This is a genomic window from Streptomyces sp. NPDC052036 (assembly GCF_040680495.1).
Lineage (GTDB): Bacteria > Actinomycetota > Actinomycetes > Streptomycetales > Streptomycetaceae > Streptomyces.
Genome location: NZ_JBFAWW010000011.1, coordinates 70,618 through 87,229, shown reverse-complemented (window position 1 = coordinate 87,229; position 16,612 = coordinate 70,618). Strand labels below are relative to the sequence as shown.

General features: G+C 72.6%; 15 protein-coding genes and 1 tRNA gene. 8 read left to right on the top strand and 8 right to left on the bottom strand.

All coding sequences use genetic code 11. The annotated features are described in order from the left end of the window. Positions 1-32: 32 nt before the first annotated feature. The gene (locus AB0L95_RS17635) at positions 33-617 is read right to left on the bottom strand and encodes a MarR family transcriptional regulator (RefSeq protein ID WP_365162577.1); all 585 of its coding nucleotides are present in this window, start codon (positions 615-617) and stop codon (positions 33-35) included. A gap of 117 nt (positions 618-734) precedes the next feature. Between AB0L95_RS17635 and AB0L95_RS17630 the strand changes: the two genes are divergently transcribed. The 3 genes from AB0L95_RS17630 to AB0L95_RS17620 all read left to right on the top strand — a co-directional run bounded on the left by AB0L95_RS17630 (position 735) and on the right by AB0L95_RS17620 (position 5,288). Then, the gene (locus AB0L95_RS17630) at positions 735-2,315 is read left to right on the top strand and encodes an MDR family MFS transporter (RefSeq protein WP_365162576.1); all 1,581 of its coding nucleotides are present in this window, start codon (positions 735-737) and stop codon (positions 2,313-2,315) included. 155 nt (positions 2,316-2,470) lie between these two features. Continuing rightward, entirely contained in the window at positions 2,471-4,636 is a 2,166-nt protein-coding gene (locus AB0L95_RS17625) for an MMPL family transporter (RefSeq protein ID WP_365162575.1), read from the top strand. 88 nt (positions 4,637-4,724) lie between these two features. Then, positions 4,725-5,288, top strand: coding sequence for a DUF1707 domain-containing protein (locus tag AB0L95_RS17620; protein WP_365162574.1), 564 nt, complete (start codon positions 4,725-4,727; stop codon positions 5,286-5,288). 180 nt (positions 5,289-5,468) lie between these two features. On the opposite strand, the gene AB0L95_RS17615 is transcribed toward AB0L95_RS17620, so the two are convergent. From AB0L95_RS17615 to AB0L95_RS17595, 5 genes are all read right to left on the bottom strand, one after another. Then, the gene (locus tag AB0L95_RS17615) at positions 5,469-5,945 is read right to left on the bottom strand and encodes an SRPBCC family protein (protein WP_365162705.1); all 477 of its coding nucleotides are present in this window, start codon (positions 5,943-5,945) and stop codon (positions 5,469-5,471) included. Between the two features lie 2 nt (positions 5,946-5,947). After that, positions 5,948-6,202: an acyl carrier protein gene (locus AB0L95_RS17610; protein WP_365162573.1), complete on the bottom strand. Its 255-nt coding sequence runs from the start codon at positions 6,200-6,202 to the stop codon at positions 5,948-5,950. A 115-nt stretch (positions 6,203-6,317) separates the two neighbouring features. Further along, positions 6,318-7,535 carry a ketosynthase chain-length factor gene (locus tag AB0L95_RS17605; protein WP_365162572.1) on the bottom strand — a complete coding sequence of 406 codons (1,218 nt, stop codon included), beginning with the start codon at positions 7,533-7,535 and terminating at the stop codon, positions 6,318-6,320. After that, the gene (locus tag AB0L95_RS17600) at positions 7,532-8,803 is read right to left on the bottom strand and encodes a beta-ketoacyl-[acyl-carrier-protein] synthase family protein (protein WP_365162571.1); all 1,272 of its coding nucleotides are present in this window, start codon (positions 8,801-8,803) and stop codon (positions 7,532-7,534) included. Before AB0L95_RS17600 ends, AB0L95_RS17605 begins: the two co-directional genes overlap by 4 nt. Next, the gene (locus AB0L95_RS17595) at positions 8,800-9,234 is read right to left on the bottom strand and encodes a cupin domain-containing protein (protein ID WP_365162570.1); all 435 of its coding nucleotides are present in this window, start codon (positions 9,232-9,234) and stop codon (positions 8,800-8,802) included. Before AB0L95_RS17595 ends, AB0L95_RS17600 begins: the two co-directional genes overlap by 4 nt. 291 nt (positions 9,235-9,525) lie before the next feature. Here AB0L95_RS17595 and AB0L95_RS17590 point away from each other — a divergent pair, with 291 nt between their 5' ends. Next, positions 9,526-12,222: a LuxR C-terminal-related transcriptional regulator gene (locus AB0L95_RS17590; RefSeq protein ID WP_365162569.1), complete on the top strand. Its 2,697-nt coding sequence runs from the start codon at positions 9,526-9,528 to the stop codon at positions 12,220-12,222. 65 nt (positions 12,223-12,287) lie between these two features. On the opposite strand, the gene AB0L95_RS17585 is transcribed toward AB0L95_RS17590, so the two are convergent. After that, entirely contained in the window at positions 12,288-12,485 is a 198-nt protein-coding gene (locus AB0L95_RS17585) for a hypothetical protein (RefSeq protein ID WP_365162568.1), read from the bottom strand. Positions 12,486-12,495: 10 nt separating this feature from the next. Beyond that, complete coding sequence (locus tag AB0L95_RS17580) at positions 12,496-12,939, bottom strand: hypothetical protein (protein WP_365162567.1); 444 nt, start codon at positions 12,937-12,939, stop codon at positions 12,496-12,498. 238 nt (positions 12,940-13,177) lie between these two features. Here AB0L95_RS17580 and AB0L95_RS17575 point away from each other — a divergent pair, with 238 nt between their 5' ends. The 4 genes from AB0L95_RS17575 (at position 13,178) to AB0L95_RS17560 (ending at position 16,596) form a co-directional block, all read left to right on the top strand. Next, on the top strand, positions 13,178-13,324 hold the full coding sequence (locus tag AB0L95_RS17575; RefSeq protein WP_365162566.1) for a hypothetical protein: 147 nt from the start codon (positions 13,178-13,180) through the stop codon (positions 13,322-13,324). 165 nt (positions 13,325-13,489) lie between these two features. Beyond that, on the top strand, positions 13,490-14,002 hold the full coding sequence (locus tag AB0L95_RS17570) for an SDR family NAD(P)-dependent oxidoreductase (protein WP_365162565.1): 513 nt from the start codon (positions 13,490-13,492) through the stop codon (positions 14,000-14,002). 65 nt (positions 14,003-14,067) lie between these two features. Then, positions 14,068-14,141, top strand: a tRNA-Pro gene (locus tag AB0L95_RS17565). A gap of 688 nt (positions 14,142-14,829) precedes the next feature. Beyond that, positions 14,830-16,596 carry an endonuclease/exonuclease/phosphatase family protein gene (locus AB0L95_RS17560; RefSeq protein ID WP_365162564.1) on the top strand — a complete coding sequence of 589 codons (1,767 nt, stop codon included), beginning with the start codon at positions 14,830-14,832 and terminating at the stop codon, positions 16,594-16,596. Positions 16,597-16,612 lie beyond the last annotated feature (16 nt).

The window sequence follows — 16,612 nt, the reverse complement described above, 5'->3', positions numbered from 1 at the left end:
ACCCCGGCGGCGCGTTCGTGTGTCCGGCCCGGTCAGGTCCCGGCGGGCTCGTCCGCGCCGTCCACGGCCGGGTCGTAGACGTACTGGCTGCGGACGGGGACGCCCGCGAACTTGCCCAGCAGCCGGGCGAAGTCCTGGCGGTCCCTGGCGGACCAGTCCTGCATGATCTCGCCGAAGTACTCCTGGCGCACCTGGTGCGCCAGGGCAGCGAGGGCATGTCCCGCCTCGGTCAGTTCCAGGCAGGCGCGCCGGCTGTCGGCCTGCGACGGCACCCGCCGCACATAGCCCGCCTCGACGCTCGCCGCCACCAGCCGGCTCGCCCGTGAGGGGTCCACGGCGAGGCGCTCGGCGACCAGCCCCACCGTCACCTCCTGGCCCGGCTCCTCGGGTTCCTCCTCGACGGCGTCGACCACGACGGTGTGCGTCAGGTCGATGGACCGGTCGAGACGACTCGTCACGAAGCGGCCCAGGGTCCGCTTGGTCTGGTTGCGCCGGATGCGGACCATGGCGCGCTCTACGGCGACCAGCGCCGGATCCGGCTCGTGGTCGGTCAGGGGGGCCGTGGGGGCAGCCTCGGAGGCGTCGGAGGAGGAGGTCGAGTCCACGGGCTTGGTCATGTCCCCCATGGTAGCCCGTTGACGTGTGACTTAGGCAGTTCTATGCTGAAGGCATGTAATTGACTTTGGCACGTATGTGCAATTGTCAAATAAATCCTTCGTTCCAGGGGGCTGCCCGTGTCCACCGCCCACGAGGCGCGCGACGGTGCCATCGCACCGCAGGCGACGCCGACCATGACCCATCAGCAGGTGATGCTCGTCTACTTCGGTCTGCTGTTCGCGATGCTGATGGCCACCCTCGACTCCTCCATCGTGGCCACCGCGGTGCCGACGATCGTCGGCGACCTCGGCGGACTCGGCAGCATCGGCTGGGTCGGCGCGGCCTACATCCTCGCCACCAGCGCGGTGATGCCGCTCGCCGGCAAACTGGGCGACCTCCTCGGCCGCAAGCCGGTGTTCCTCGCCTCCACCGTCGTCTTCCTCGCCGGCTCCGCGGCCTGCGGCGCGGCCCAGAGCATGACCCAGCTCATCGTCTTCCGGGTGGTGCAGGGCATCGGCGGCGGCGGAGTGATGGCCGCGATGTTCGCCCTCACCGGCGATCTGTTCAGCCCCCGCGAACGCGCCAAGTACCAGGGGTACTCGGCAGGGGTCTTCGCCCTGTCCGCCATCGGCGGCCCCCTCGCGGGCGGCTTCTTCTCCGACCACCTCACCTGGCGCTGGGTCTTCTACGTCAACCTGCCCATCGGCGCAGTGGCCTTCGCGCTGGTCGCGGTCTTCCTCAAGGGCCGTACGCACGCGGAGCGTCCGCGCATCGACTACCTCGGCATGCTGCTGCTCTCCGGCGGCCTCGTCGCCCTCGTCCTGGCCGCCAACTGGGCCGGCACCAAATACGCCTGGGGCTCCCCGGTGGTGATCGGGCTCTTCACCGGCGCCCTCGCCTTGCTGGTGGCCTGGGTCCTCGTGGAGCGCCGGGCCGCCGAACCCGTCATCCCGCTGCACCTGTTCCGCGACTCGACCTTCGACATCTGCAACCTCGTGTCCCTGGTCGCGGGCCTGACCGGCTTCGGTCTCGTCTTCTTCCTGCCGCTCTATCTGCAGATCTCCTCGGGCGCCACGGCCACCAACTCCGGCCTGCTGCTGCTCCCGATGATGTTCGGCCTGATGATCGCCTCCTTCGGAGTCGGCGGCGCCGTCGCCAAGAGCGGCCGCTACAAGTGGTTCCCGGTCGCCAGCATGGCCGTGTCCGGCATCGCCGCCTACCTGCTCTCCACCATGGATGCCGACACCGGCAGAGTCACCTCAGGCTTCTACATGTTCCTGCTCGGCGTGGGCGCCGGCCTGTCCCAGCAGGTGGTCGTCGTCGCCGTGCAGAACGCCGCGCCACCCCGCGACATGGGCGCCGCGACCTCCACGGTCACCTTCAGCCGGATGCTCGGCACCTCCTTCGGTGTCTCCGTGTTCGCGACGATCCTCAACCACCGGCTGAGCCACGAGATCCCCCGGTATCTCACGCCGAAGGACGCGAGCCGTCTGCCGTCGGGCGGGTCCATCGGCCCCGAGTGGCTCAAGCACCAGCCGCACAGCCTGCGCGACGGGCTGGCCCAGGCCTACGCACACGCCCTCAGCCCGGTCTTCCTGACCGCCGCGGTGATCCTCGCCGTGGGCTTCGCCGCCTCCCTGTTCCTCAAGGACGTCGTGCTCGAACAGCGCGGCTGGGGCGGCGCCGACACCGAGACCCCCGCCGAAGCCGCCGGCTGACCGGCGGGGGTCCACCCCGCCGTCCCCTCCCCGCCGTCCCCCGGGCGGGGAGGGGACGGCCCAGCCGGCTCGCACCTCCCGTACCTGCCTCGCACCTTCGCACCTTCGTACCTCCACAAACCCGCCTCACCGGGCGGGCCGGGAAAGGAAACACCATGCCGGTCTGGAAGCGGCTCGCGGTCTGGCCCGCGGGCTCCCGCACCAAGTGGGCGGTCCTGCTGCTGTGGCTCTTACTCGCCTTCGTGGCGGGGCCGCTGGGGTCCAAGCTCACCTCGGCCCAGAGCAACGACGCCACCGCATGGCTGCCCAAGAGCGCCGAGTCCACCCTCGCCTTCGAGGCGGGCAAGCACCACTTCGGCGTCGGCAACACCCTGCCGGCGGTGGTGGTGTACTCCCGCGACGGCGCCGTCACCGCCGAGGACCGGGCGAAGGCCGACGCGGACCGCGCCCGCTTCACCCACTACAGCGACGGCGCCCTCGCGCCGGTCGCCACCTCCCAGGACAAGAACGCGCTGCTTCTGACGGTCCCGCTGACCATGCACGGCGACGACGGCTTCAACCAACTCGTCGACCATGTCAAGGACATGCGCCACCAGGCCCGTACGGGCGCCCCCGGCGGACTCCAGGTCGATGTCACCGGACCCGGCGGCTCGGCCGCCGACCTCGCCGGCGTCTTCGGCGGTGTCGACGGCCCGCTGCTGCTGGCCACCATCGCTGTCGTCGCCCTCGTCCTGCTGCTGACCTACCGCAGCCCCGTCCTCTGGCTCGTCCCGCTCCTCTCCGTCGGCCTGAGCGCGGCCCTGGCCAACGCGGTCGTCTATCTGCTGGCCACCCACGCCGGACTCGTCGTCAACGGCCAGAGCGCGAGCGTGCTGACCGTCCTCGTCTTCGGCGCGGGCACCGACTACGCCCTGCTGCTCATCGCCCGCTACCGCGAGGAACTGCGCCACCACACCAACCGCCATGAGGCGATGGCTCTCGCGCTGCGCCGCTCGCTGCCCGCGATCCTCGCCTCCGCCACCACCGTCACGCTCGGCCTGCTCTGTCTGCTCGCCGCGCGCATGAACTCCACCCGCGGCCTCGGCCCGGTGGCGGCCGTCGGCATCGTCGTCGCCTACCTCGCCATGACCACCCTGCTCCCCGCCCTGCTGGTGATCCTCGGACGCTGGCTGTTCTGGCCGTTCGTGCCGCGCGCCGGCGCCGACACCACGACGGACGCGGAACACGGCACCTGGGGACGCATCGCCCGCTGGGTGGCCCGCCGTCCGCGCACCGTCTGGCTCTGCGGCGCCGTCGCCCTGGCCGCCTGCGCCCTCGGCGGCCTCGGTCTGCGCACCGGACTGACCCAGGCGGACTCGTTCACCACCACCCAGGAGTCCGTCGTCGGCCAGAGCACCGTGGCCCGGCACTTCCCGGCCGGCTCGGCCGCCCCCTTCGACGTCTACGCCGCCGCCGACCGCACCACCGAGGTCACCGCGGCACTCGAACACACCCACGGCGTCGCCCGCGTCCTGGACCCGCAGCGGTCCGGAGACTGGGTGCACCTCAAGGCCGTGCTCGCCGACCCGCCCGACAGCAAGGCCGCCGAACACACCATCGAGCAGGTCAGGGACGCGGTGCACGCCGTGCCCGGCTCCTCGGCCCTGGTGGGCGGCGACACCGCGACCCGGCTCGACACCGCCCGCGCCTACACACATGACGAACGGACCGTCATCCCGCTCGTCCTCGCCGTCGTCTTCCTGGTGCTCGTCGCCCTGCTGCGGGCCCTGGTCGCGCCGGTGCTGCTGCTCGCCAGCGTGGCGCTGTCCTTCCTCGCCGCCCTCGGCATCTCCGTCCTGCTCTTCCGCGGTCTCGGGCATCCGCGCTCGGACGAGTCGCTGATCCTGATGGGCTTTCTGTTCCTGGTCGCCCTCGGCGTCGACTACACCATCTTCATGGTGACCCGGGCCCGGGAGGAGGCCGCCGTACGGGGTCATGCGCCCGGTGTGGTGCGCGCGGTCGCGGTCACCGGTGGCGTGATCACGAGTGCGGGGCTGGTGCTGGCCGCCACGTTCTCCGTGCTCGGTGTGCTGCCCGCGGTGAGCATGCTGCAGATGGGACTGCTCGTCGCCGTCGGCGTCCTGTTCGACACCCTGCTGGTGCGCACCCTGCTCGTGCCCGCGCTCGCCCTGGACGTCGGTCCCCGGCTGTGGTGGCCCAGCGCACTCGCCCGCCAGGCGGCGGTGCCGGCGGCGGCCCGGGGCGCTGTCCCGGTGCCGGGACCGGCGCGGTCGGGGGAGTCCGGAGCCTCGGAGTCCGCCGCGGCGCGACCCCGCCACTGAACCTCGCCCGACTCCCGTACGAGCCCCGTACGACCCCGTCTGCGTGCCGTACGACATCGGGAACGACTGCCAAGGAGGCACGGTCACCATGGCCGCACCCATCCATCACCGCATCGGCGATCAGGAGCGGGAGGCCGCCGCACAGCAACTGGGCGAGCACTTCGCGAGCGGCCGTCTGACCAAGAGCCAGCTGGACGAACGGCTCGGCGTGGTGCTCGCCGCCGAGACCGCGCCGGCCCTGAACGAGGCGCTGCACGACCTGCCGGACCCTTCCGCGGCACCGTCGGATCAGCAGCGCCGGGGCCGGTGGGCCGGTGTCGCCGCCCGTCTGAAGTCGCGGCGTGGCACACGCGCCCTGGCCCTGGCCGTCGCCGCCTGGGCGGCCGGCGGGGCCCTCTTCGGCGCGGACTGGCTGCTGTCGTGGCCGGGCCGGCTACTGCTCGTGGGCGGGATCGCGGTGGCGCTGCTGGGCGGCCGCCCCCACCGCACCGGCCACGACCGCCGTCCGGGCCGCGTACGGGGCGGCCCGGACGGCCATATCCCGGGTGGAGCCCGGCCGATGGGCCACGGCGGACCCTTCGGTCACGGCGGCGGACGCCCCGGCCGAGGCGGCCGCGGGCATGGCTCCGACCCCCGACTCCCGTCAGTGTGACATCCCCCGCGCACTGACGGGCCACGTGGCCCGGGGAGCACGTCCGACGTGCTCCCCGGGCCACTCTCATGCCGCCGACGCCCCGGCACGACCTGCCGGAACCGCGCAACCGGAACGCCCGGCCGGTACCCGCCCCCACGACGGGCCCGGCCGGGCGCGATCCGTTGTCCCCCGGCCCGCTCAGCCGGCCGGCGCGGCCTCCGTGCGGGCCGCCTGCTCGATCCGCTCCTTGATGGCGCTCATCTGCACCTTGGTGTTCTTCAGCAGATGCTCGGCCATCTCCGGGTCGCCGTAGGGCAGTTCGTCCCGGACGTGGAAGTCCTGCACCCACCGCATCTCGACCCCGCCCGAGGGGAGCGCCCGGTACTCCCAGAAGATGTTCATGTACGCGAAGGGCCCGGTCTCGATCCGGTGCGCCCGCACCGTGCGCGTCCGCACGTCGGTGGTGCGCTCCGAGACCCACGACCGCTGGATCCCCTCCTCGTCCGGATGCATCGTCAGCCGGAACCGCACGGTGTCACCGTCCCGGTCGAGGATCTGCACCGACGCGTACTCGGTGAACAGGTCCGGCCAGGACGCGACATCGTTCGTCATCCCCCAGACGAGGTCCATGGGGGCGTCGATCACCACGGTGGACTCGGTGTGCCCGGCGGCCATGGTCACGCCCCCGCCTTCTGCGCGGCCACGTACTCGACCAGCGCGCCCGGTGTCTCGATGTCGTTGAGCGCCTCGTCCGGGATGGCCACGCCCAGCCGCCCCTGCACCTGGGTCACCACCTCGAGGACGGCCAGCGAGTCGTACCCGAGGTCGGTGAACGCGGTGTCGCCGATGTCGCCGTCCAGGTTGACCGATTCACCCGTGCCCACACAGTGCCGCATGATCTCGCGGAGGCCGTCGAGGGTCAGTTCGTCCATGTCTGTCTCCGTTCCAAGACGAGTCGTTGAGGACGTTGAGGAGCTGAGCGGTTGCCGGGGCACGGGGCGGGAACCGTCGGCTCCCGCCCCGTGCCCTGCCGCCTGAGCCGGCCGGTCAGGCGACTGCCTTGACCACCACGGCCGCGTTGAACCCGTTGTGGCCACGGGCGATCACCAGCGCCGTACGCGCCCGAGCCTCCCGGGGATCCCCGAGGATCAGGTCGACCGGGCAGTCGGGCGAGATGTCGGTGACGTTCAGCGTCGACGGGATCACCCCGTGCCGCAGGGCCAGCAGCGCCGCGACGAGGTCGACGGTCGGCCCCGCCGCGTACATCCGGCCGGTGGCCGTCTTCGGGACGGTCACCGGCACTCCGCCGGGCCCGAACACACCGGCCAGTGCCTCGCACTCCAGCCGGTCCAGACGCGGCACGCCGTAGCCGTCGGCGAACACCACGTCCACGTCCTCGGGGGCGGTCCGCGCATCGGCGAGGGCGCCCTCGATCGCACGCCGGAGGTTCGGCCCGCGCCCGGTGCGCGGATGCGGGTCGAAGGCGGTGGCGTACCCGGCGATCTCCCCGTACGGCCGCACCCCGCGGGCCTGTGCCGAGGTGGCCTCCTCGACCAGCAGGATCGCCCCGCCCTCGCCCGGCGTGTACCCGCGGGCCGCCACGTCGAAGGGGAGATAGGCACGGTCGGGGTCCGTGCCCAGACTCACGAGACCCGGCGGGATCTGCCCGACCAGACCGGAGGGGGAGAAGGACGAGTCGGTGCCGCCCGACAGCGCGAACGTACTGCCGTTGCGGATCACCCGCCGCGCCTGCCCGACACAGTCGAGACCGCCGACCTGGTCGGTGATGAACACCCCGCTGGGCCCACGCATCCCGTGCCGGATGGAGATCTGGCCGGAGTTGGCCGCATAGAACCAGGCGATGGCCATGTACGCGCCGACCTGGGACGGCCCCTTGGCGTACAGGTTCTGCATCTCCCGCTGGCCGAACTCGGCGCCGCCCGTCGCGTTGGCGGTGACGACGCTCATCTCGTACTCGGGCTGCTCCCCGGGGTCCAACTCGCCGTCGCGCAGCGCCTCGTCGGCGCAGACGAGCCCGAACTGGGTCATCAGCGCGGTCTCGACGACCACCCGGCTGGGCAGCAGATCGCCCGGCACGAAGTCGGGCACCTCGCCGATGACCTTGATCGGATAGCCGGAGGGGTCCATGCGCGTCATCGGGCCGAGCCCGCTGCGGCCGTCCAGCGCGGCCGCCCAGTACGCCTTGGTCCCGATGCCGGTCGGCGTCAGTACGCCGAGCCCCGTCACCACCGCTCGGCGTGTCATGCGTACGTCCTCTCCGGTGCGGCCACCACGATGGCGCTCTGGAAGCCGCCGAACCCGCTGCCGACGCTGAGCACCGCGTCGGTGCGCTGTTCCCGGGCGGTGACCGGCACATAGTCCAGGTCGCACTCGGGGTCGGGGGTGGACAGGTTGGCGGTCGGCGGGATCGCGTCGCGGTCGATCGCCAGACAGCAGGCGGCGACCTCGATGGCGCCGATCGCGCCGAGCGAGTGCCCGATCATCGACTTGATGGAGCTGACCGGCGTGTCGTACGCGTGATGCCCCAGACTGGCCTTGAACGCGGCCGTCTCGTGCCGGTCGTTCTGCTTGGTGCCCGAGCCGTGCGCATTGATGTAGTCGATGTCCTCCGGGTTGAGCCGTGCCTGGCCCAGGGCGACCCGGATCGCCTCGGCCATCTCCCGCCCGTCGGGCTTGAGTCCGGTCATGTGGTAGCCGTTGGCCCGGCTCGCGTAGCCGCGTACCTCGCAGTACACGCGGGCGCCGCGGCGCAGGGCGTGCTCCCGCTCCTCGAAGACCATCACGGCCGAGCCCTCGCCGAGGATCAGCCCCTTGCGGTCGCGGTCGAAGGGCCGGCACGCGTGCTCGGGGTCGTCGTTGGCGGTGGACTGGGCGCGCAGGGTGTCGAAGCACGCCACCGTGACGGGCGAGACCGGGGCGTCCGTGCCCGCGGCCAGCACCACATCGGCGCTGCCCTCCCGGACCAGTTCGAAGCCGTGCCCGAGCGCGTCGATGCCCGAGGTGCAACCGGTGGACACCAGCGCCACCGGGCCCTCGGCGCCCACGGTCCAGGCGACCTCGGCCGCCATCGAACTCGGCACCATCACGTCGTACAGCTGGGGCACCGCGTACTCCGGGTCCACCAGCCACTTGCGACCGCCGTCGCTGAGGACGACGTACTCACGCTCCATCAACTCGGTGCAGCCGATGGCGTTGCCGAGCGACACGCCCACCCGGGACGGGTCCAGCGCGTCCGTGTCCAGACCGCAGTCGGCCAGCGCCTCCCGCGAGGCGACCAGCGCGAGCTGGCCCGCCCGGTCCAGGCGGCGGGCCTCCTGCGGGGAGAGCCCGTGCGCCGCCGGGGCGAAGTCGATCTCGGCCGCGACCTGGCAGCGGAAGCCGGACGGATCGAAGTGGGTGATCCGCCGGGTCATCGAGCGGCCGGCCATCAGGGTGTCCCAGAACGCGGGCACGCCCAGGCCGCCGGGGGCCGCCACGCCGATGCCGGTGACAACGACACGCCGCTCGCTCATGCGCGCCCCCCGACCTGGGGGAGGCCGCCCTCGCCGGGCAGCTCCTCGGTGTCCACGTGCCCGAGCTCGGGGCGCGGGGCGAGGGGGCCGAGGAAGAAGACCGCGAACAGGTCCTCGTCGCCGTCGTTGTCCATCCGGTGCCGTACGTTCTTCGGCACCATGAACGAGTCGCCGGCCGACAGCTTGACCGGCTGTCCGTCGAGGCGGAGCGTCATCTGTCCGCGCACGATGTAGAAGAACTCCTCGGAGTACGGGTGATAGTGCTCGGAGACGAACTCCCCGGGCAGCAGGGTCCCCGCACCCATGAAGCCGGCGGTGGCGCCGCAGGTCTTCGGGCTCAGGAGGACGCGCAGGTCGCCGCCCCGGCGACGATTCGGCTCCACGTCGGCGAACGCGACCTTCCCGGGTTCTGTCCGCGGGGCTGGGGGCATGGCAATCTCCTTCTCCGACCAGGTGGGGCCCCGTCCACACAGCGGCACGCCAGGGCCGAGTCGAAGAATGACAACGGGCTCTCCAAGGAGCCTGGGGAGCATCTGAAGACCACCGGCCACCGGCTCCCGGCTCGCCGGCGGGCGCGGGGCGTGCAGGCAGGCCGGGCGCGGTGCGTGCCGTCCGCCATCGGCCGGACGGGCGCGCTCCGATGGCGGCGTCCCCCGTGCGACGCGACGATCCGAGGAGGGACTGTCCGGCTGTACGACCTGAGGGCTGTTGGTGGAGCTGCCATGCCGCTTCCTCCGTCCGGCGGACACCGGGATCCGCCCCCGGGGCCGCTGGCCCCGAACGGCGACCCCCTGCTGGCGGCACGGTTCACCGTGCCCACCCCGCCCCGCGCCTATCTGCGCAGGCCACGCCTGACGGAGCGGCTGGAACGCGGCGTCGAAGGACCCCTGACGCTGGTCAACGGCCCCGCCGGCGCCGGCAAGACCCTGCTCGTCGCCGACTGGATCACCGCCGGGGGCGCCCCGGGCCGCACGGCATGGCTGACGGTCGCGGCCGACGACAACGCGCCCGGCGTGTTCTGGACCTACGCCCTGGAGTGCCTGCGCCGCCACGGCCTGGAGGCCCCCGAGGACATCGGCAGTCCGGCCCGCCCCGGCGAGGTGGACCAGTCCCTGCTGACCAGGCTCGCCGCGCGGCTGAGCCGGCGGACACAGCCCCTGATCCTCGTCCTCGACGAGTTCGACCGGATCGTGACCTCGACCGAGGTCGCCGAGCAACTCCAGTTCGTCCTCCGTCACGCGGGCGGCGGACTGCGCCTGCTGATCGTCAGCCGTACGGAGCCCCTGCTGCCGCTGCACCGGTACCGGGCCGCCGGCGAGGTCACCGACATCCGCGGCGCCGACCTCGCCCTCGGCCCGGAGGAGACCGCCGAGCTCCTGGACCGCCACGGCATGCGGCTGTCGGAGGCCGGCACCCGGGCCCTGACCGAGCGGACCGGTGGCTGGGCGGCCGGTCTGAGGCTGTGCATCCTCGCGGCCCAGGGCGCCCAGGACCCGGAGACCTTCCTGAAGGACTTCGAGGCGGGCCGCAGCACCCTCGCCGACTTTCTGCTCGCCGAGGTGCTCGACACCCAGCCGGCCGAGACCCAGGACCTGCTGCTGCGCACCAGCATCCTCGAACAGATCCACCCCGGGCTCGCGGCCGCCCTCACGGGCCGTGACGACGCCGAACGGATCCTCGCGGTACTGCAGCGCGCCAACGCCTTCGTCGAGAGCATCGGCGGCGCCTGGTACCGGCTGCACCCCCTGTTCGCCGAGATCCTCCGGGTCCATCTGCGGGTCAGGCACCCGGGCCTGGAGCCCGAACTCCACCGAAGGGCTGGGCGCTGGCTGAGCGAGGCGGGACTGCTCACCGAGGCCCTCCCGCACGCCGCGGCGGCCGGCGACTGGGAGCCGGCCACCACCCGGTTCATCGCGGAACCGGCGATCGGACGGCTGCTCACCGGACTCGACGCCGAACGTCTCGACGCACTCTTCTCCCGGATGCCGCCGAACGCCCGAGGACCGGCCGCGGACCTGGTGCGCGCCGCCCGCGCACTGGCCTCGCACGACCTCGACCGTGGCCTTGGCCATCTGTACCGCGCCGAGCGGCACCTGCCCGGCGACGACGCCCCCGACTCCGCCGCCCTGCGGCTGAGCTGTGCCCTGCTGCGCGTCCTCGCCGCCCGCACGACCGGCTCGGCCGACCTCGCCGAGGCCGCAGCCCGGGACGCGGAGACGGCCCGGCGCGCCCTGCCCGCCGACCGGCTCGCCCGGCATCCGGAACTGTCCGCGCTGCTGCTCAGCGACCTGGGATCGGCCCAGCTGTGGGCGGGACGCCTGGAGGCCGCCCGGTCCGCCCTGAGCGCCGCGGCACAGGTGGACGACGGTCCGCAGACCGCGCACCTGCGGCAGGAGTGCCTCGGCGGGCTGGCCCTGATCGACTTCCTGCACGGCCGGCCGGGCCGCGCCGAGACCCACGCCGGGGAGGCGGTCGCGGAGGCCGAGCGGGCCGGTCTGCCGCCCGCCGCCCGGGCCGGCGTCGCCCGGCTGGTGCTGGCCGCCGTGGCCATCGAGCGCGACGACCTGGCCGTCGCCCGTACCCACCTCGACCACGCCGTCGCGGCGGCCTTGCGCGAGCCGCTCGTCACCGCGGGCCTGGCCCTTCTGCGGTCACGTCTGCTGCTCGCCCGGGGGAAGGCACGGGCGGCACTGCGGCTGGTGGCCGCGCTGGGACCGTCGGCCACCGTCGAACCCTCGCCCTGGCTGCAGGAGCGTGTGGCCTTGGCGATGGCAGCCGCTCATCTCGCCGAGGGCCGTACCGAGGCCGCGTCCCGGGTGCTGGAAGAGGCCCTGGGTGAGCGAGTCGGGGGAGCGGAGACCCTGGTGGCGGCGGCCCGCGCCCATCTCGCCGCCGGCGATGACGAGGCGGCGCAGGCCCTGCTCGCACGGCTCCCTGTCGGCCGGGGCGAAGGGCCGGGCATCACGGTACGGGTGCTGCTCGCGCGGGCCCAGGCCGCCGACGCACGGGGCGACGACGCGGAGGCCCACCGCCTGGTCGTCCGGGCCCTGGCGGTGGCCCGGCCCGAACGGCTGCGGCGGCCGTTCCTGGAGTGCGGCACCTGGCTGCGGCGCCTGGCGCGGCGCCGGAGCGCCCTGGCTCAGAGCCACGACTGGCTGGGGGCCGGGCTGACGGGCCACGCCCCGGTGCGGGACGCCCCCGGGGACGGCGTGCCCGCCCCGGTGACGGAGTCGCTCAGTGAGCGTGAGCACGAGGTGCTGGAACGGCTGGCCCAGCTGATGTCTACGGAGGAGATCGCCGCCGACCTGTATCTGTCGGTGAACACCGTCAAGACCCATCTGAAGAGCCTCTACCGCAAGCTCGCGGTCACCCGGCGCAGCGAGGCCGTTCGCCGCGCCAGGGAGCTGCATCTGCTGTGAAGGCTGCTGTGCTGGCGAAGGCGAAGGCTGTTGTGCAGGAGGCCCCGACCCGGGCGGGGCGCGGATCACCCCGGCAGCTGCCGCAGCTCCACCACCCGCAGGCCCAGCGACTGGCAGCGCGCCAGCAGGCCGTACAGCTGTGCCTCGTCGGTGACGTGGCCGAACAGCACGGTCTGGTCGGACACGGCGCAACTGTCCAGCTCCGGGAACGCCTCGCTCAGCGCCCTCGGCAGCGGTCCGTCGACCCGGATCTCGTAGCGCATGGCGACTCGGTCACCTCCGCCTGCAAGGGCCCGGAAAGGTCTTGCGGCCGGACACGCACAGCGCCCAGATGATGAGCCCGTACAGCATGATCAGAATGAGCGACCACTCCGGGTAGTACGGGGCGGACAGGACACGGACGGCGATGACCAGGGCCGTCAAGGCCACCCCGAGGACCCTCGCCCAGGCCGCTGCCGCGAGCAGCCCGAGGCTCACGGCCACAGCGAGGGCCCCGAGGCACAGATGGACCCAGCCCCACCCCGTCACATGGAATCTGAAGACATAGTTGCGAGTGGCGACGAAGACGCCGTCCTGGGTGATCGCCATGATGCCGCGGTAGATCGCGAGAACGCCGGAGCAGAACAGCATCACGGAGGCGAACAGCGTCAGGCCGATGGCTGCCGCCGCCGTCAGAGCGCCGGGCGAGCGACGGGGGGACGGGGTCGTGGCGGCCATAGGGGGTCTCCTTTCCGTGTCCGGCTGCTCTGCGCAGCCGCTCTCCGGTCGAGCGTGCGCCGCCTTTGCCCGTGCGGTCCTCACCCGCTGGGGGTGACAACGGGATCCTCCAGCCGCCACGGCTCGGGCGGAACGGTCCCCGACGGGGCTCCACGACATGCGCGTTCCGCCATTCGGCCGCATGCTGAAACGGCCCACCACACCAGGCCGCACAGGCCGACCACCCACGGGAGGTCCTGTGATCCTGATTGCCCTCCTCGTGCCGGTTCTGATGATGGCCTTCCTCTTCGGAATGGCCGCCTTCGAGGAATTCCTCTTCCTACGCCCGACATCCACGGACGACACCAACCCTCCGGCCGACGAGGCGCAGACGCCCTCGCCCTGAGGGCGCCGAGGGACACATCCGGCCCCCGGACCCCGGTCTGCGGACGGCGGCGACTGTCGGTGATCCGTAGGCGACCTGTCGGCGGCCGCGCCCACCGTGAGTGACGGGCCGGTCCCTCGTGGGCGGCTCCGACCGTCGAGCCGCCCACCGAGGGAGCCCACCGCCATGCCGTCCGCATCACCCATGCCGTCCGTAGCTCCCTGGGACGTCCACCGGCTGCCGCGTGCCGACGGCGCCGTCTTCCCGGTCACCGGCGGCAACGCGGGCATCGGCTACTTCATCGCGGAGCAACTGTCCACCAGGGGAGCCACGGTGGTGCTGGGCAGCCGGAGTCCGGCAAGGGCGGAAGCCGCCCTGACCTCGCTCCGCTCCCGGGTCCCCGGTGCCCGGGTGTCCGCCCTGCGGCAGTCCCGTCGCCAGGGCAAGCACGCGGACGCATGGCCCGCGGTGAGAGCCGTGCTCGACCCGGGAGTGCGCGGCGGCGGGCTGTGGGGACCGCGCGCCTACGGTCTGCGCGGCAGGTCCGGGCCGGCACCGCTGTGGGCCCACCTGACCGACACCTCGGTCGCCGCCCGGCTGTGGGACGCCGGCCGTGACCTGACCGGTGTCGACCCGTCCCCGAGACCTGACGGCGGCCCCATGATCACGCGGCCCGGCCGTCGGCACCCACGCAGGTGAGGTCCCTCCGCAGGGTGCGGTAGGGTTTACCTGCGTGATCACGCGGAACACTGCGGACAGCGCAACGGGACGTGGCGCAGCTTGGTAGCGCACTTGACTGGGGGTCAAGGGGTCGCAGGTTCAAATCCTGTCGTCCCGACTTGTGAGAGTCGCAGGTCAGGGCCGGTTTCGGAGACATCCGAAACCGGCCCTGACTGTTTTCGGGGACCAGCCGGGGACCGGCGGCCCTGACCGGCGCCGGCGAGCGACGACGATCGGGCTCGGCAGGGGGCGCGGGGCGCGCAGCACGCTCAGGTGCGCCGAGGGTGCCGCCCCGGCCGCCGTGATCTCGTGCATCTCCGGGTGCAGGCAGCGCTGAGTGGTGGTCAGCGATCCGTGGTCGGCGATCGTTTGCGGGATGCGGACCGGGACTCCTGCGTCGGCGAGCCAAGTCAGGCGGAGACCGACGATCGGCCGGAGTGTGGCTCCCCGCGGCCTTTCTGACGCTCAGCTGTGCACAGCGCAGCTTGAGGCGACGCCGGTCGCGAGGCGCGCTGCTTCCGTTGTGCACACAAAGCGGAAGCATAGATTCCGATCGACTCCCTGGACTGCGACAGTATGCAGATCTCCTGAAACTTAGCTGGTCACATGATGTTTGGTGTCGGATTCCGGTCCAGTGGTGCGCTCAACGGAACTCTCAGATTTCCGTATTCGGCCCAGGCGGCGGAAACCCCGCGTTCACAAGAACGTCGCCATGGGACGGCTTGCTTAGGGGCCAGGTTATCTAGACAACTTTGCTCATCCGGGTGCCGCCACGGCGGTACCCCGGGCGGAGAGGACCAACCCCCGTGTCATCCCTCTCACAAGCCGCCGCATCCGGGAGCAGCATTGCGATCGGCTCCCCGGCGCAGCCCCAGCGCGGCGACAAGCTGACCTTCACCTGGGCGACGGACGCACCCGACCCGAACAACTGGATCGGCGTCTACGCCGGCGACGAACAGCCTGGCAGCGGGAGCAGTTCGCTGGTGTGGGCGTACGTGCCGGGCGCGTCCGGGCAGACGACCCTGGACACCTCCGGATTGAGCGACGGACCGTACACCGCCTACCTGTTGGCCAAGGACGGCTACACCGTCCTGGCCAGGACGGACCCGTTCAGCTTCGCCGGGGCGCTCATCGGTGACTCGGTCACGCTGACGACGCGGACCCCGCACGAGGGCGACAAGCTCTCCTTCCACTGGACGACGGACGCGCCCGACGCGAAGAACTGGATCGGCCTGTACGACGGCGACCGGCAGCCCGGGCACGGCTCCTCCACCGCCTGGCAGTACACCCCCGGTGCCTCCGGTGACGTCACCATCGACACCTCGGGCCTGAGCGGCGGCCCGTACACCGCCTATCTGCTGGCCAAGGACGGGTACGGCATCCTGGCCAAGACCGCCCCGTTCAGCTTCCTGGTCCGTCCCGTGATCCCGCGCCCGCACGCGGTGGTGGACGCCGTCACCACGGAACCGCAGACCGCGGGCAGCGACTTCACGGTGAAGCTGGGCGGCCTGTGGGTCAGGCCGCAGGGCAATGCCGCGGGCAGCGCGACCTTCCAGCGGGTCGCCGGCGACTCGTGGCTGTCGGTCGCCGCGGACGGCACCGTCAGCGGCAAGGTCCCGGTCCTCGCGCCGCGGGCGCCCGGCCGGATCGTGGTCGCCGTCACCGACAGCGCCGTCGGCGCAGACACCGTCACCGTCCAGGTGCCCGTGCGCGCCTCCTGGGACCGGCTCCGGCTGAAGGTCGCCACGCTGAACCTCTGGGACGCCGGCGCACACATCGACGGGTTCCTGGAGAAGCAGCTGCGGCTGGTGCTGACGCAGGGTCTGGACGTCGTAGCGCTCCAGGAATGCGGTGACAGCGGCGCGGAGCAGCTCGCCACGGCGCTGGGCTGGCAGGTGCACCAGGCCGGTGGGCTGGGCATCGTCAGCCGCTACCCGCTCAGCGACGTCGTCGCCCCGACCGAGGCGCTGCCGGCCGTCGCGGCGACGCTGCACCTGTCCGGTGGCCGCACGGTGCGGCTGTGGACGACCCAGCTGGACGAGGCCGACTACGGGCCGTACGCGTTGCTGGCGGGCCGGACGCCGGCGCAGGCCGAGGCGGCGGAGAAGAGGACGGCACGCTACCGGCAGACGGAGGCACTGCTGGCCGCGCTGCGGCCGGAGTTGGCCTCTCGCACACCCGTCGTGCTGGCGGCCGGACTCGCCTCGCCCTCGCACCACGACTGGACGAGCCGGACGGCGGCCGCGCACGGGGGAGCGGGCCGGGTCCGCTGGCCCGTCACCGAGGTGCTGGAGAAGGCCGGCCTCGTCGACGCCTTCCGCGCGGACCACCCCAATCCGGTGAAGGCGCCCGGCGACACCTGGTCACCGGTCAGGCCGCAGCGCGAAGGCGGTGGCGGGGCGGAACCGCAGGACCGGATCGACCAGATCCAGTTCGCGGGCCGGCTGAAGGTGCTGGAGGCGCACACCCTGTGCACCGGCTGGCCCCGCCCGGTGCCGAACACCACCGACAACGGCTGGCCCTCCGATCACGCCGCCGCCGTCGTCACCTTCTCCCTGCCCGCCCGCGGCTGACTCCCGACGAACCGAA

Coding starts and splice junctions, on each gene's coding strand:
- AB0L95_RS17570 (WP_365162565.1), top strand. CDS start 13,490: ATGCCGTCCGCATCACCCATGCCGTCCGTAGCTCCCTGGGACGTCCAC.
- AB0L95_RS17620 (WP_365162574.1), top strand. CDS start 4,725: ATGGCCGCACCCATCCATCACCGCATCGGCGATCAGGAGCGGGAGGCC.
- AB0L95_RS17635 (WP_365162577.1), bottom strand. CDS start 617: ATGACCAAGCCCGTGGACTCGACCTCCTCCTCCGACGCCTCCGAGGCT.
- AB0L95_RS17625 (WP_365162575.1), top strand. CDS start 2,471: ATGCCGGTCTGGAAGCGGCTCGCGGTCTGGCCCGCGGGCTCCCGCACC.
- AB0L95_RS17600 (WP_365162571.1), bottom strand. CDS start 8,803: ATGAGCGAGCGGCGTGTCGTTGTCACCGGCATCGGCGTGGCGGCCCCC.
- AB0L95_RS17595 (WP_365162570.1), bottom strand. CDS start 9,234: ATGCCCCCAGCCCCGCGGACAGAACCCGGGAAGGTCGCGTTCGCCGAC.
- AB0L95_RS17585 (WP_365162568.1), bottom strand. CDS start 12,485: ATGCGCTACGAGATCCGGGTCGACGGACCGCTGCCGAGGGCGCTGAGC.
- AB0L95_RS17605 (WP_365162572.1), bottom strand. CDS start 7,535: ATGACACGCCGAGCGGTGGTGACGGGGCTCGGCGTACTGACGCCGACC.
- AB0L95_RS17615 (WP_365162705.1), bottom strand. CDS start 5,945: ATGGCCGCCGGGCACACCGAGTCCACCGTGGTGATCGACGCCCCCATG.
- AB0L95_RS17610 (WP_365162573.1), bottom strand. CDS start 6,202: ATGGACGAACTGACCCTCGACGGCCTCCGCGAGATCATGCGGCACTGT.
- AB0L95_RS17590 (WP_365162569.1), top strand. CDS start 9,526: ATGCCGCTTCCTCCGTCCGGCGGACACCGGGATCCGCCCCCGGGGCCG.
- AB0L95_RS17580 (WP_365162567.1), bottom strand. CDS start 12,939: ATGGCCGCCACGACCCCGTCCCCCCGTCGCTCGCCCGGCGCTCTGACG.